At 48.7% G+C, this 15,341-nt stretch carries 13 protein-coding genes and 1 pseudogene; 9 read left to right on the top strand and 5 right to left on the bottom strand.

The window, feature by feature from the left end; all coding sequences use genetic code 11:
* Positions 1-65: 65 nt before the first annotated feature.
* From DYC63_RS01420 to DYC63_RS01410, 3 genes are all read left to right on the top strand, one after another.
* The gene (locus DYC63_RS01420) at positions 66-1,274 is read left to right on the top strand and encodes a multidrug effflux MFS transporter (RefSeq protein WP_115217605.1); all 1,209 of its coding nucleotides are present in this window, start codon (positions 66-68) and stop codon (positions 1,272-1,274) included.
* 87 nt (positions 1,275-1,361) lie between these two features.
* Positions 1,362-1,697, top strand: coding sequence for an ElaB/YgaM/YqjD family protein (locus DYC63_RS01415; protein ID WP_172459361.1), 336 nt, complete (start codon positions 1,362-1,364; stop codon positions 1,695-1,697).
* A 9-nt stretch (positions 1,698-1,706) separates the two neighbouring features.
* Positions 1,707-2,165: a hypothetical protein gene (locus tag DYC63_RS01410; RefSeq protein WP_115217603.1), complete on the top strand. Its 459-nt coding sequence runs from the start codon at positions 1,707-1,709 to the stop codon at positions 2,163-2,165.
* A 94-nt stretch (positions 2,166-2,259) separates the two neighbouring features.
* Here DYC63_RS01410 and deoA read toward each other — a convergent pair whose 3' ends face one another.
* Positions 2,260-3,567, bottom strand: coding sequence for a thymidine phosphorylase (gene deoA, locus DYC63_RS01405; protein WP_115217602.1), 1,308 nt, complete (start codon positions 3,565-3,567; stop codon positions 2,260-2,262).
* Positions 3,568-3,871: 304 nt separating this feature from the next.
* On the opposite strand from deoA, the gene cdd reads away from it, so the two are divergent.
* The 4 genes and pseudogenes from cdd to DYC63_RS13605 form a co-directional block, all read left to right on the top strand.
* A complete protein-coding gene (cdd, locus tag DYC63_RS01400) occupies positions 3,872-4,675 on the top strand; it encodes a cytidine deaminase (RefSeq protein WP_115217601.1) in 804 nt (267 codons plus the stop codon).
* Positions 4,676-4,691: 16 nt separating this feature from the next.
* Positions 4,692-6,344, top strand: a complete 1,653-nt coding sequence (locus DYC63_RS01395) for a phospho-sugar mutase (protein WP_115217600.1) — start codon at positions 4,692-4,694, stop codon at positions 6,342-6,344.
* Between the two features lie 46 nt (positions 6,345-6,390).
* On the top strand, positions 6,391-7,101 hold the full coding sequence (gene deoD / locus DYC63_RS01390) for a purine-nucleoside phosphorylase (RefSeq protein ID WP_115217599.1): 711 nt from the start codon (positions 6,391-6,393) through the stop codon (positions 7,099-7,101).
* A 1-nt stretch (position 7,102) separates the two neighbouring features.
* Positions 7,103-7,210, top strand: a pseudogene (locus tag DYC63_RS13605) (IS30 family transposase); the annotation flags it as partial.
* 53 nt (positions 7,211-7,263) lie between these two features.
* Here DYC63_RS13605 and holA read toward each other — a convergent pair.
* The 4 genes from holA to lnt all read right to left on the bottom strand — a co-directional run bounded on the left by holA (position 7,264) and on the right by lnt (position 12,966).
* Entirely contained in the window at positions 7,264-8,274 is a 1,011-nt protein-coding gene (gene holA / locus DYC63_RS01385) for a DNA polymerase III subunit delta (protein ID WP_115217598.1), read from the bottom strand.
* Complete coding sequence (locus DYC63_RS01380; protein ID WP_115217597.1) at positions 8,271-8,777, bottom strand: LPS-assembly lipoprotein LptE; 507 nt, start codon at positions 8,775-8,777, stop codon at positions 8,271-8,273. The genes holA and DYC63_RS01380 overlap by 4 nt, the downstream gene beginning before the upstream one ends.
* Before the next feature lie 129 nt (positions 8,778-8,906).
* Positions 8,907-11,522, bottom strand: a complete 2,616-nt coding sequence (leuS, locus tag DYC63_RS01375) for a leucine--tRNA ligase (RefSeq protein WP_115217596.1) — start codon at positions 11,520-11,522, stop codon at positions 8,907-8,909.
* A complete protein-coding gene (gene lnt, locus DYC63_RS01370) occupies positions 11,491-12,966 on the bottom strand; it encodes an apolipoprotein N-acyltransferase (protein ID WP_245887974.1) in 1,476 nt (491 codons plus the stop codon). The genes leuS and lnt overlap by 32 nt, the downstream gene beginning before the upstream one ends.
* Before the next feature lie 262 nt (positions 12,967-13,228).
* Between lnt and hemN the strand changes: the two genes are divergently transcribed.
* Both hemN and DYC63_RS01360 read left to right on the top strand, forming a co-directional pair.
* A complete protein-coding gene (gene hemN, locus DYC63_RS01365; protein WP_115217594.1) occupies positions 13,229-14,602 on the top strand; it encodes an oxygen-independent coproporphyrinogen III oxidase in 1,374 nt (457 codons plus the stop codon).
* A 212-nt stretch (positions 14,603-14,814) separates the two neighbouring features.
* Positions 14,815-15,312: a hypothetical protein gene (locus tag DYC63_RS01360; protein WP_115217593.1), complete on the top strand. Its 498-nt coding sequence runs from the start codon at positions 14,815-14,817 to the stop codon at positions 15,310-15,312.
* Positions 15,313-15,341 lie beyond the last annotated feature (29 nt).

The raw sequence follows: 15,341 nt of genomic DNA, 5'->3' as shown, positions 1-15,341 counted from the left end.
AAAAAGCTTATTATCGCATGAATTGTGCTGTTGTCGGAAGTTGTTGATGATTTTTGGTTAGTAAAATGAAATTTTTCAAAAGTTTTGAGTTTATCGCTTTGATTGCGACTTTGATGGGAATTTCCGCTTTCGGTATTGATGCGATTTTGCCGGCTTTTCCTGCTTTCGCGCAAGATTTTGCTTTGCATGGGGAAAGGGCAAACGATGTGCAGTTGGTGGTGTATGTTTTTATGTTCGGCTTTTCGATTATGCAGCTGTTTTTCGGTGTATTGGCGGATTTTTTCGGGCGTAAATATCTGCTTTTATGCGGGCTGACGGTTTATGTGATGGCTTCGGTTTCCGTGTTGTTTATCGATTCTTTTCAGGCTTTGCTGTGGGCGCGGTTTTGGCAGGGTGTCGGTTTGGCGGCACCGCGTGTTTTAACGCAGGCAGTAGTGCGCGATGCGGTTTCAGGACGGGAGATGTCGCGGATTATGTCTTTTTCTATGATAGTGTTTTTGCTGGTGCCGATTTTGGCGCCGTCGATTGGGCAATTGACTTTGTCTTTAGGCAATTGGCATAGTGTTTTTTATTTGTTTGTTTTGGTAGGAATTTTGACCTTTTTATGGGTGGCGCTGCGTTTACCCGAATCTTTGCCGATTGAAAAACGTAATCCGCCGAATATGCAGCGCCTAATGGCGGCTTTGAAAACCTGTTTTACACATCGTCCGACTTTGGTTTATATGTTGATATTAAGTGCGATGTTTTCGATGATGATGATTTATATCGGTCAGGCGGAGCAGATTTACGGCAGTGCGGTTTATGGTTTGGGCGAGAGGTTTGCGTTGGCTTTTGCCGTAACGGCTTTGGGCATGGTGGCGGCTTCTGTGGTCAATGCGCAGATTGTGATGCGTTTGGGTATGCACCGTATTGCTTTCTGGGCTTTGCTTGCCATGGTAATCGGCGACGGTTTCTTATTAGTCAATGCTTTATTGTTTGGCGGCAAACCGCCTTTATGGATTTTTATGCCGCTGCTCATGTTTCATATGTTTTGCTTTAGCTTGACGATGCCGAATCTCAACAGCTTGATTTTAGAACCGCATGGAGGTATTGCCGGCACGATTTCCGCGATGGTCGGCACGATTATGTCGGTAATTGGTTTGGCGGTGGCGCATCTTGTGTCAGGACAATTCAACGGTACGGTTTTTCCTTTGGCGATAGCTTGGTTCGTATTGTCTTTGCTTGCGAATCTGGGTAATTATTATGTCAATCGTCTGACGCGCTATATGTATTGAAATATAAGATATCGTCATAATTGCGTGTTTTGACTTTATCATTTCAATTGTGTTATGCTGAGCTTTCTTTTAACAAAGGAGCAAAAAATGACTGATACGCGTGTTCAAAAATTGGAACAAGATATTGAAAATTTCCGCAAAGATTTTGCCGAAATCGGCAAAACATTGCGTCAAATCGCGGAAAGCAAAGGTAATGAGGCTTCTGCGCGTGCGCAACATGCTTATGATCGTTTCAGCCGTCAGGCGCAGAATTTTATGGATGATGCCAGCGCTCAAGGTCAGGCTTATTATGAGCGTGCGCGCGAGCATTTTGATAATACGGTTGAAAATGCTACCGATCGTGTGCGTGAAAATCCTTTGCAATCCGTGGCGATTGTCGCAGGAGTAAGCTTTATTGTTGGCTTTTTGATGAGCCGCCGCTAAGAGGTTCCCTTGATTGGTAGGCTAATCAAATTTTTCTTGCCTTATGCTGTGCAAATGGGCTTGCAACGCAAGCAGCCGCAGCGTATGGTATTAAGTCTTATTGCTGCAGTGTTGATCTTGGTTGCTGTGATTTTCGCCCTGATTGCTCTGCATCAATATTTGTTAATTGAACAATTGCTGTCGATTTATCAAGTCAACGGTTTATTTGCATTAGGCTTTATCGCTCTTGCTTTGGTTTGTCTACTGATTAGTGCGATAAAAAAACCTCAAGCAAAGAAAAATCCCGTATTGGCTGAAATCGGCAAAACTGCGACGGATATGAAAGAGGTGGCTCAATATCATTTGAAAAACCAAGCGCATGAATTGCAGTATGTTACCGAGCGCGGGATTCAGCGTCACGCGGGCAAAGCCTTAACGGCGGCTATTTTAGCCGGTCTGATTATGGGGATTCGCACCGGGCGCAAATAAGTCTTGCGATGAGATATGCCATTATCGGCTGCTGTGCTACTTAAGCAAAAATAAACCCTGCTTCATGCAGGGTTTATTTTTGCTTATTTCGGATTTAGGCGGTGAGTGTTTCGTAAACCAAAGGACGCTCCTCAGGTTTTGCTTCGCCGATCTGCAAGGCGGCGCGATAAGCTTTTGCGGCGGCTTGCCATGTAGCTTCGTCTTTGGCATGAATCATTGTCAAAGGCGTGCCGACTTCGACTTTGCTGCCGATGACTAAGATTTCATCAAAGCCGACACTATGGTCAATATGATCGCTGGCAATGCGTCGGCCACCGCCAAGATTAATGACCGCTACGCCGATATCGCGCGTGCTCATGCTTTGAATATAGCCGGTGCTTTCCGCTAAGACGGGTTTGACGATATTGGCAAGGGGTAATTGATCAAATTGCGTCGAACCGCCTTGTGCATGAATCATTTTTTCAAAGATTTCATAAGCTTTTCCGGAGTCTAAAACGTTTTGCAATTGTTGGCGGGCTGTTTGGCGGGAATCGGCTAATTTGCCATTGACCAAAGCTTCTGCACAAAGGGCAAGGTTGATTTCATGCAAACGCGGATTGCGAACACCCTCGCCGCGTAAATAGCGGATGGCTTCGCGCACTTCTACGGCATTGCCGGCGCTAGAGGCTAAGACTTCGTTCATATCTGTCAATAAGGCGGTCGTTTGGCAGCCTGATTGTGTGGCTACTGCGGCAATACTTTGTGCCAAGGCTTTGGATAATTCATAGCTTGGCATAAATGCACCGTTGCCTACTTTAACGTCCATCACCAGACTGTCTAAGCCTTCCGCCAATTTTTTAGAGAGAATGGAGGCGGTGATGAGTGATATGTTTTCCACCGTGGCAGTAACGTCGCGAGTGGCATAAATTTTGCGATCGGCGGGAGCGAGATTGCCTGTTTGTCCTACGATGACGCAGCCGATTTCTTTAACTAATTCCTGCATTTTCTGAGGATTGGGGAAAATATCAAAGCCTTTAATACTTTCTAATTTATCCAAAGTGCCGCCGGTGTGCCCTAAACCGCGTCCTGCAATCATCGGCACGAAACCGCCGCAGGCGGCAAGCATGGGCGCAAGCATTAATGAGACCACATCGCCCACGCCGCCGGTGGAATGTTTGTCTAGGGTAGGAGCGTTGAGCTGATAAGATTCCCATTGCAAACTGTCGCCGCTGTCGCGCATGGCAAGTGTTAAGGCACTGCGTTCTTCTATATCAAGATCGTTAAAATAAATCGCCATACACATGGCGGCAATTTGGCTTTCGCTGATGCTGCCGTCAGTCACGCCTTGGATGTAAAATTGAATTTCTTCCGGACTTAATTTTTGCTTGTCGCGTTTTTTACGGATAATTTCTTGAATTAACATTGATTTCTCCTTTTTGATTCAATCAATTTTTAAACAAAGTAGAAGCGTCAATATGCTTTGACGCAGGTTTAGCCCTGCAGTCGTGATGACGACTTTACAAGACCAAATAAGATAAAGGTATGCTATAAACAGCGTAAGCCTAATCCGAAACCAGTGTCAACATATCGAAAATGCTGTTAATAACCTCCATAATTGAAATATCTTCATGTAAAAAGTATGATGAAAAGGGAACGGACTAACAGATTGTTAACAGAAAAGGCATTCTACCCATTCTTATTTTTAATTGCCACTTGGAATAATAAAAATGTTGAGTTTTTTAGATAAAAATGAAGTCGAGCAGGGCAGTAAGGCATTTGGCAATGATCCGATTGCCTTTGCTCTCTCTTTATTGCCGCAGGCGGCGACACTGGCGGTGACGCCGGTTTCTCAATTTAATGTGGCGGCAATTGCCATTGATAAAGAAGGCAATTTTTATATCGGCGTTAACCAAGAATGCCGAGAAGCGGATATGGGGCAGACCGTACATGCCGAGCAAAGCGCTATTGCACATGCTTGGCAAAGGGGCGCAGATATCATCAGCGATATTGTGGTGAATTACACGCCTTGCGGACATTGCCGCCAATTTCTGAATGAATTGCGCCATGCGCAGCAGATAAAAATCCATTTGCCGCATAGCCGCGACCAATTGTTGCAACAGTATCTGCCCGATAGTTTTTCGCCTAAAGATCTTGGTTTGGATATTTGTTTGCTAGATAAAATGCAGCATGAATTATCGCCGCCCAAAGCTTCCTTGGACGCCTTGGAACAGGCGGCTTTTGAAGCGGCGAACACCTGCTATGCGCCTTATAGCCGTGCTTACGCAGGCATTGCATTAGCGCTTGAAGGAAAAATCATTACAGGGCGCTATGCGGAAAATGCCGCCTATAATCCCAGTTTGCCGCCTTTGCAAGTAGCGATTAACAGTCTGCGTTTAAGCGGTTTATCGCTTGCACAAGTGAGCCGGGCGGTATTATGCTGCACCGCGCACGGCGGACATGAGTCGCGCAGTCGCGAATTATGGCAGGCATTAGGACAATGCGAACTGGAAATTTTAACGCTTTCATCATAACAATAAAGGAACGTGTATGAACCTACTCAATACAGCCAAGCAATGGCTTGCACAAGACCCTGATACTGAAACGCGGGCTGAACTTGGCGCATTAATCGAAGCCGCCGATGGCGGTGAGCAAAGCGCTCTTGCGCAATTGCAGCAACGCTTTGAAGGACGTTTGCAATTCGGTACCGCCGGTTTGCGCGGACCTCAGCAGGCGGGACCAATGGGTATGAACCGCGTATTGGTTGCGCAGGCGGCAAAAGGGCTTGCCGATTATTTGCTGAGCTTCGACCCGGAGCAGACCAGTATCGTGATTGGTTATGACGGACGCAAAAACTCCGATGTTTATGCACGCGACACCGCTGCCATTATGGCAGGGGCGGGAATTAAAACCTATCTGCTGCCGCGTGCTTTGCCTACTCCCGTGCTTGCCTATGCCATTCAGCATTTGGATGCCAGCGGCGCTGTCATGGTGACCGCCAGTCATAACCCGCCCGAAGACAATGGCTATAAAGTTTATCTGGGCAAATCTAATGGCGGCGGACAAATTGTCTCTCCTGCCGACAGCGCCATTGCCGAAAATATTGCCGCCGCCGCACAAACGCCGATTGGTGAATATCCGCGCAGCGAAGCTTTTGACTTAGTGGAAGAAAGTTTGATTGAATCCTATGTGCAAAAAACCGCTGCCTTAGCGCAGGAAGCTGCCTGTGAATTGAATTATGTGTACACCGCGATGCACGGCGTGGGTAAAGAAATATTATTCAAAACCTTAGTCGCCGCGCAATTGCCGCTTCCGCATGTGGTGGCAGAGCAGGCGGAGCCGGACGGCACTTTCCCCACCGTATCCTTCCCTAATCCCGAAGAAAAAGGAGCGCTTGATTTGGCGATTGCGCTTGCCAAAACCAAAAACGCGGAATTTATTTTGGCAAATGATCCCGATGCTGACCGCCTTGCAGTTGCCATTGCCGACGAGACAGGGCAATGGAAAGCCTTGCACGGCAATACCATTGGCTGTTATCTGGCATGGTATTTGGCGCAAAGATATCAAGGTAGTACAGGTACTTTTGCCTGTTCTTTGGTCTCCTCTCCCGCCTTAGCGCACATCGCCCGACATTACGGCTTTGACAGCGAAGAAACCCTGACGGGCTTCAAATATATCGGTAAAGTGGAAAATTTGCGCTATGGTTTTGAAGAAGCCATCGGCTATTTGGTCGATCCCGACAAAGTCCGCGACAAAGACGGCATTTCGGCGGCAATCGTCTTTTTAGATTTGGTGCGTCATTTAAAAGCGCAGGGCAAAACGTTGTTAGATTTGGCGGAAGAATTTGCCCAAACCTTCGGTGCTTTTGTGAGTTCGCAAATTTCTATCCGCGTGAAAGAACTCGCCGATATCGCAAGGCTTATGCAAGCCTTGCGCAGCCAAGCGCCTAGCCATATCGGCAACCATGCCGTCAGCGAATTCATCGATCATTTGAATACGGAGCGGCGCAGCGATATTTTGGTCTTCTACATGGACAACGGCAGCCGTTTGATTGTGCGCCCTTCCGGCACTGAGCCGAAAGTCAAATGCTATTTGGATGCCAAAGGCGATAACGCTGCGCAAGCGCAAAGCGTTTTGCAGGAATTCGACGCCGCCGTGCGCGCCTTATTGCGTGAAGAACGCTACGGCAAACAGCAATGCTAACACGCTTAGCAATTTTCTATCCACTTAAAATTAAGGAAAAATTTATATGGCAACACCCCATATCAGCGCTGCAAAAGACGCTTTCGCCCCAACCATTCTCATGCCAGGCGATCCCTTGCGCGCCCAATACATCGCAGAAAATTTCCTCCAAGATGCCGAACAAGTTACCGCTGTGCGCAATATGTACGGATACACAGGTACTTACCAAGGTAAAAAAATCTCCGTCATGGGGCACGGCATGGGCATTCCCTCCTGCTCCATTTATGCCAAAGAATTGATTACGGAATACGGCGTGCAACATCTGATTCGAGTCGGCTCCTGCGGCGCGGTTTTAGACGATGTGCATGTGCGCGACGTTGTCATCGGCATGGGCGCAAGCACGGATAGCCAAGTCAACCGCAGCCGCTTCCACGGCTATGATTTTGCCGCATTAGCCGATTTCGGCATCGTGCAAGCGCTTGCTCAGGCGGCTCAGGCACGGGGCGTGAAGGCGAAAGTAGGCAATTTGTTTTCTTCGGATTTGTTCTATCATCCTGATCAGGCGCTCACGCAAACCCTGCGTAAATATGGCATTTTAGGCGTAGAAATGGAGGCGGCGGGCATTTACGGCGTGGCGGCGGAATTCGGCGCGAAAGCAGCGACCATCTGCACCGTTTCCGATCACATCATCCGTGAAGAATACACCACTGCCGAAGAGCGCCAATCCACCTTCAATGAAATGATAGAAATCGCTCTGGATGCGGCTCTGACTTTATAAATATAGTCGGAGAAGTGAAAAAGTAGTACAAGGCGGCAAGCCGCAGACAGTACAAGAGCGTACGGCAAGGCGAGCCAACGCTGTAATACTTTTTCAATTCTTTGACTATATCACTATCGCGCCATTTCTGTTTCCAAGTGCTTGAAACGGAAATGGCGATGTTTAACGGCGTTGGCGCAATAAACAATATTGGCGCAGCGTCAGCCAAGCATCGCCGCGCTCTACGCCTTTATTGATGCGGTCGAGTTTCGCGGCAAGCTGATTTAAGCTCAACACCAGACTGATGGGAAAATGCTGTGCCGCCTGCCGCAAAGCCGCCTGCTGGCGCGGATAAAACAGGCGCGCGCGTTTGAAAATCTCTTCTTTTGATTGCGGCGCATGATGCAGTTCTAGCAAAACATTGGCATCGCGCGCCAATTGCCAGACCAGCAAAGTGATTTCGTTTTTACTGCTTTGGGCGATTTTTTCCGCACTACGATAAGCACCTAGCCAATCGCCGCCCAATAAGGATTCGCGAAAAGCATTGACGCCGAAATGGGAAAAATCGTCCAGCAGGCGGGCAATATCGGCTTCTTCCAATAAACCTTCGCGCGCCGGACTATGACAAAGCCGCGCAATCGATTGCTGCGCCGCCGCCAAATTGCCCTCGTGAAAATCAATAAACAGAGCTTTTGCCGCCGCATCCAAATGCAATTGGCTGCGATGCAGGCGTTGCTCGATTTGGGCGGCAAATTCTTCTTCATTAAGCGCATAGCCGCGCACTTCTAAAAAATCTTGCTTGGCTAAATGTTTATACCACGCCGCTTGGCTGACTTTTTCCAAGCGCGGAAAATACAATACAATCCGCACATTATTCAAATGCAAACCTGCGATTTTCTGCACATGCGCCGCCGCCTGCTTATCCAGACTTTTCTGCTCGCCGTGTACTTCAATCAAACTGCGCGGCGCAAATAAAGACGGGGTTTCCACCTCATTGAGCAATTCCTGCCAATCGGCGGCGCTGCGCCCGACATCAAGGCGTTTACGTTCGCTAAAATCCGCTTTCAAGGCTTGCTGACGAATCGCGTCTAAGGCTTCCTGCAATAGCTGAGGCTCTTCGCCGTAGAGCAGCGTCAGGGCAGGCAGTCCTTTTTTATGTAAATGCGCGCTTAACTGCGTTGCGCTGATGCTCATTGAGCGGCTTTTGTATGCGTTTGGATAAAGCGTAAGGCGCTATGCGCATTTTCGCGCGCCAGCTGCTCATGCATATTGCGTTCTTCCTGCAGGCTGCCGATAAATTGCCCTGCGCTGTAAGCAATATTGCTGCGGCTTTGCACGGTTGTTTCGCCTAAGTTTTTATTGTCTTTAAACAAAGTGATGGAATAGCTGTCGCTGATTTCCAATTCGCGACTATTGCCGCTGTCGCCGCCGATTGCCACTTCACGACTGTGAAAACGGAAATTCGAGACCACCAATTTATGCGCGCTTGCCGCCTCACTGTCAACAAGCTTAACGCCGCTTTCGCGCAAAGCATCCAGCAAAGCTTCATAAGTCAGCTGCTGCGAGGCATCGGGTTTTTCTACCGTACTCAATACATAAATATCGCTGAAATTCAGACTGCTACCGCTCAAACCTTTGAGATGGAAACCGCAGGCGGAAAGCAGACACAGACAGGCAAATAAGCAGAGTTTTTTCATTAAAAATTCCTTACTGGTTGAAACCCTTCCCTTTAGGAAAGGCAATGAAAGCAAAAGATGCGCAAACCGCCCTTTTCAAAGCAAGACGCAGAACGATGTTTTTGTATCTTCCTGCCTGCTGAAACATACTTAATCGCTCACCACTAAATTCAATAATTTTTGCGGCACGACAATCGCCTTGCGCAGCGTTTTGCCGTCGGTATAGCGGCGTAATTCGCCGTCATTTAATGCCGTCTGCACAATGCTGTCCTCATCGGCATCCGCCGCCACCTGAATTTCGCCGCGTTTTTTGCCATTGATTTGTACCACCAAAGTAAAGCGGTTCTGCACCAATGCCGCCTCATCCGGCTGCGGCATTTGCTGATTGAGCAAATCGCCGCCGAAGTCTAATTCCTGCCATAAGACACTGACAATATGCGGCACAATCGGCGCCAAAATCAATAACAAAATCCGCACGCCCTCGCGGCGCAAAGCCGCATAATCCGGCTCAATATTGCCAAGCGCATTGAGAATTTTCATCGCGGCGGAAACAACCGTATTAAATTGATTGCGCTCATAATCAAAGCGCGCGCTGCGCAGCTGCTCATGAATCTCGCGGCGGATGCTCTGATGCTTCTCGTCCAAGGCAATTGCTTCATGGCTTTGGCTCAGGCTTTGACGGTATTCATAAGCATAAGCCCAGAGGCGGCGCAAAAAGCGGTTTGCCCCCTCCACACCATGTTCCGACCATTCCAAAGTGCTTTCAGGCGGTGAAGTAAACATGGTATATAAACGCGCGGTATCCGCGCCGTATTGCTCAATCAAGGCTTGCGGATCGACACCGTTGTTTTTGGATTTCGACATTTTTTCCATGCCGCCGTATAAGACCGCTTCGCCGTCGCGCTGCAGACTGCCGCCGATAATTCGCCCTTTCTCATCGGTTAGGGTGCTGACTTCATTAGGATTAAACCAATGTTTTTTGCCGCTTGCTTCTTCGCGGTACCATGTACCTGCCAGCACCATGCCTTGGGTAAGCAAACGTTGGAAAGGCTCATCGACTTGCACAATACCTTCGTCGCGCATCAATTTGGTATAAAAACGCGCATAGAGCAAATGCAAAATCGCATGTTCGATGCCGCCGATATATTGATCGGCGCTTTGCCAATATGCCGCCGCCTCGGACTCAAGCATGCCTTGCGCATAATCGGGTGACATATAGCGGAATTGATACCAGCTGGATTCCATAAAGGTATCCATGGTATCGGTTTCGCGTTTTGCCGCTTTGCCGCAATTCGGACAAACCGTTTCATAAAATTCGGGCATTTTTGCCAATGGCGAGCCGCTGCCGTCCGGTACCACATCTTCAGGCAAGACCACCGGCAAATCTTTATCCGGCACCGGCACGTCGCCGCAATCCTCGCAATGAATAATCGGAATCGGACAACCCCAATAACGCTGCCGCGAAATGCCCCAATCGCGCAGGCGGTATTGAGTTTTCGGCTCGCCGGCGCCAAGGCTTTGCAATTTTTTGCCGATGGCTTCAAAAGCCTGTTCGAAATTCAAACCGTTAAACTCGCCGCTATTGATAAGAGTAATGTTTTCTTTGTTGCCGTACCATTCCTGCCATGCCTGATTATCATAAGGCTTATCTTCTTGAGCAATCACTTGTTTAATCGGCAAATCATATTTAAGCGCAAATTCAAAATCGCGCTCATCATGTGCCGGCACCACCATGACCGCGCCGTCGCCATAGCCCCAAATCACATAATTGGCAATCCAAACTTCCAAACGTTCGCCGCTAAGGGGATTGATGACATAACGCCCCGTCGGCATGCCTTTCTTTTCCATTGTCGCCACATCGGCTTCTGCGACCGAACCCGCCTTACATTCTGCGATAAAGGCTTGCAAATCCGCGCGATTCTCCGCCGCCGCACCTGCTAAAGGATGTTCGGCGGCCACAACCACCGCACAAGCGCCGAAAATCGTATCGGGACGCGTAGTATAGACCTGCACATATTGCGCCGCCTCGCCGCTCAAGCCCGCTTTGCTCTCCTCGGCAATCGCAAAACGCAGGGTCATGCCGCGCGATTTACCGATCCAATTGCGCTGCATCGTTTTCACGCGCTCCGGCCAATGCTCGAGCTTATCCAAATCGGCTAATAATTCTTCGGCATAATCGCTGATGCGGAAGTAATACATCGGAATTTCGCGCTTTTCGACCAAAGCGCCGCTGCGCCAACCGCGGCCGTCAATCACTTGCTCATTTGCCAACACCGTCTGATCAACAGGATCCCAATTCACCGTACCGTTTTTGCGGTAAACAATCCCTTTTTGAAACAGGCGCGTAAACAGCCATTGCTCCCAGCGATAATAATCCGGCCGGCAAGTGGTAATCTCGCGCGACCAATCAATAGCAAAACCGAGCAGTTTTAATTGATTGCGCATGTAGTCGATATTTTCATAGGTCCATTTGGCAGGAGCGACCTGATGATTCATCGCCGCATTTTCCGCCGGCATACCGAAAGCGTCCCAACCCATGGTTTGCAAAACATTTTTGCCATTCATACGCTGATAGCGCGAAATCACATCGCCGATCGTGTAATTGCGCACATGCCCCATATGCAGGCGCCCCGAAGGATAGGGGAACATCGACAAACAGTAAAACTTTTCCTTATTCGGCTGAATTTCAGCACGAAAACTCTTATTTTTCGCCCAATTCTCTTGGACTTGGGCTTCAATAATATTCGCTTGATATTGCTCTTGCATGATTTTTCCGCATTGGGTACAACAAAGCGGCAATGATAGCATAGAGCAGCCACAGAGAAATAAAGAGCGTATTGCCGAAGCGCGCGTAAGGCGTTAGCCCTATGCGCGGCTGAATCCAACCCGATAACACCGCCTGCTCATGCTGCGGCAGACTGCTTAGGATTTTGCCTTGGCTGTCAATAAATACCGTAATCCCCGTGCTCGTTGCCCGCGCCATCTCGCGCCCTAATTCCAAGGCGCGCATCTGGCTCATCTGCAAATGCTGATGTGCGGCAATTGAGCCCTGAAACCAGCCGTCATTCGAGACATTGATTAAATACTGCGCATTAGTCACGCCCTGCCGCACCTGCCGCCCGAAAGCCGATTCGAAACAAATCGACACCGCAGCGGGAACTCCCTGCGTAAAAATCGGCGCCTGTTGACTGCCGCCGCGCGAAAAATCGCCCAAAGGCATATCCACAAAGCGGCTAAAAATTTGAAATACTGGTTTAAACGGAATAAATTCGCCGAAAGGCAGCAGATGATTTTTGGCATAACGACCGTTTGCCGCCCCTAAAGTAATGACGCTGTTATAATAATCGGCACGAATATTGCCGCTGGGAATGCCTAAAACCACCGCCTGCCGCTTATCCTTAAACAAAGCATCCAAAGGCTCCAAAACCGGCGCTTTAATACTCTCTTCCATAAACGCCACCGCCGTTTCCGGCCAAATAATCACGCTTTCGCTGCGCGCTGCGCTGAGTGCAATATAATCCTCCATATCCTTCTGCATATGCTCGGCATCAAACTTCGTATATTGCGAAGCATTGCCCTGCACCAAAGCCACCGAAAAGGGCTGCCCGATTGCATGGGTAAAAGACAATTCGCGTGAGACTAGTGCAATAGCGACAATAAAGCCGGCAATCACAGTAGGATAAGCCACCCGCTGCGACAGCGTGTAAGCGAATAAAGCGCATATCAAGAGTAAAAACAGCCCCGTACCGAATACGCCGAAAATCGGCACAAAACCGTTCAGCACGCCGTAAAGCTGCGAATATGCCGCCGACAACCAAGGAAAACCCGTTAAGAAATAAGCGCGTAAAAACTCCGCTCCCAACCATAGCAAAGGAATCAGCAGCAAGCGATAGACCGTGCGCGGCGCGCTCAAACGCCGCAAAACATAGCCTACCAAAGCAGGGTATAGCGCCAAATACAGCACTAACAGAATATTCGCCAAAATAGCGAAAATCAGCGGCGCATTGCCGAAGCGATACAAACTGATATAAACCCAATACACGCCTGAGCCAAAATTGCCCAAGCCGAAGAGGAAGCCGTAACGCACCGTGCGGTTAGTCGGCGCATGCAGCCACACCCAAGCCAAAGCCGTCAGGCTAATAAACGCCGCATACCAATAATCAAAAGGGGAAAAGGCCGCGGTAAACAATAAACCGCTGAAAAAACTCACCAGCGCATACATAGCAAACAAACCACTTTAGCTTAAAAATTTCCAAGCATAGCCCAAAGCCGAGCGGTTAAGGCTTACCGCTTATCCAGTTTTGGCTGATGCACCTAAGAGTAACAATAATCAAAGCAAATAAATCCTTATAAAGCGCATTATGTTGAAAATGAGAATAACCATATCAAATACATAAAGATACGACAGCTTTTCCTACATGGCTTGCGGGGATTTGCTACAATGCGCGCTTAATTTTGAACATAGAACAAACATGACAGCTTATTTTGATGCCGCTTTAATAGAAAAATACCGCATGAGCGGACCGCGTTATACCTCTTACCCCACCGCCGTACAATTCACGGATCAATTTACCCAAGAAGACCATATCCGGCATTTGCAGGCCAGCAATGCCGGCAAGCGCGATTTATCCGTTTATCTTCATATTCCTTTTTGCGAGCATGTCTGCTATTTCTGCGGTTGCAATAAAATCATCACGCGCAATCACAGCAAATCAGGGGAATATTTAGACTATTTGACACAGGACATCACGCGCCAAGCGGCGCATATCGACAGCGACCGCCGCATGATTCAATTGCATTACGGCGGCGGCACGCCGACTTTTATCAGCATGGACGAGCAAAGTCGGCTGATGGATTTATTGCATCGGCATTTTCGCTTTGCCGATGATCATGAGGGCGAATTTTCGATTGAAATCGATCCGCGCACGATTAACCGCGACTACCTCGCCCATTTGCGCAAATTAGGTTTTAACCGCGTCAGCTTCGGTGTGCAGGATTTTGATCCTGCGGTGCAAAAGGCGGTCAACCGCATTCAGCCGCGCGAAGAGGTGGCAAGGCTGATGGAGGATGCGCGCGATTTAGGTTTTCACAGCATTTCGGTGGATTTAATCTATGGTCTGCCTTTGCAGACGGTGGACAGCTTCAGCCATACCCTTGAGCAAATGATTGAATTGGCGCCGGATCGCCTTGCGATTTTCAACTATGCCCATATGCCGGATTTATTCGGCGCACAAAAGCAAATCAAGCAGGCGGATTTGCCCAGCCCTGCCGTCAAACTGGCGATTTTGGAGCGCACGATTGCCATGCTCACCGGCGCGGATTATGAATTTATCGGACTGGATCATTTCGCCAAACCGGAAGACAGTCTGGTCAAACATCAGAAAAACGGCACTTTGTACCGCAATTTCCAAGGCTATTCCACTTTCTCGGACACGGATTTACTGGGCTTCGGCATCTCAGCCATCTCGCAGGTGCAGGGCAGTTACAGCCAAAACCATAAAGCGCGCGATAAATATTACCGCGCCATTGACGGCGGCGATTTAGCCATTGCGCGCGGCGTGGCATTAAATTCAGACGATGAAATCCGCCGCTATGTGATTACCGAAATTATGTGCAATTTAGGTTTGGATTTGGCGAAAGTTTCCGCCAAATACGGCATTGATGCCGTCGCCTATTTTGCCAAAGAATGGGCGCAGCTCGAGCCGCTGGCCGCCGACGGACTGCTGCAATTGCAAGGCAATCGCATGCAGGTGCAAGCTCCCGGGCGGCTCTTGATTCGCAATATTGCGATGGTCTTCGATGCTTATCTACAAGCGGAAAAGCACCGCTTTTCACAAGTGATTTAGAAAAAACGAAAATTGCGATATTTTTTTAATTGAAACTACTTTTTCGTAATTTGAAGTTTCTAACAAACTTGTCAGAATTGAAGACAAAAAAATAATTGGCTTAAAAATTGCATTTGGCTTAAAATAGCTTTTAAGCTTTTAAGCTTTTAAGCTTTATTGAAATTTTTTTGCATCAAAGCAAATATTGTCTTCATTAAAGCAAAGGAACTTTTATGTCCAACATAAAACGCATCATACCCGGCCTGCTCTCATTGGTCTTAGCCGCCTGTGCCCATCAAGGCAATCACATCAGCTGGCAAGACTTCAATCAAAGCGGCGTACAAGAAGCACAAGCGCAGCAAGGCCTGCTGGTTTTCTACCGCAGCGGGGAAGAGAAAATGGGCTCGGCCGTAAACCTCTCTATTGACGGACAATACCTCAGCTCCCTACTTGCCGGCGGACACATCAGCACCCCCGTATGCCCCAGTGCCCACCAAATCACCGCCGTCCCCACAGGCAAAGACCAAGCCTACCTAAACAAACTCAAGCAACACGGCAGCAGCCTCAACATCCAAGCAGGGCAAACCGTTTACATCAAAATCCATAGCGACGGCAACAACGCGCAACTCCAACAAATCGACCCGCAAACCGCTCAAACAGAACTTGCGCAGACCCGAACACAAGCCCACACCCTTGCGCGCCTGAGCCCAAGCATCAGCTGCGCCCACTAAACACGTATCAAGAAACACAAAGCAAAAAG

Origin of the sequence: Suttonella indologenes (assembly GCF_900460215.1) — a bacterium.
Classification (GTDB): Bacteria; Pseudomonadota; Gammaproteobacteria; order Cardiobacteriales; family Cardiobacteriaceae; genus Suttonella; species Suttonella indologenes.
Note: the sequence above shows the minus strand (reverse complement) of the source record. Positions and strands in the feature narration are given on the sequence as shown.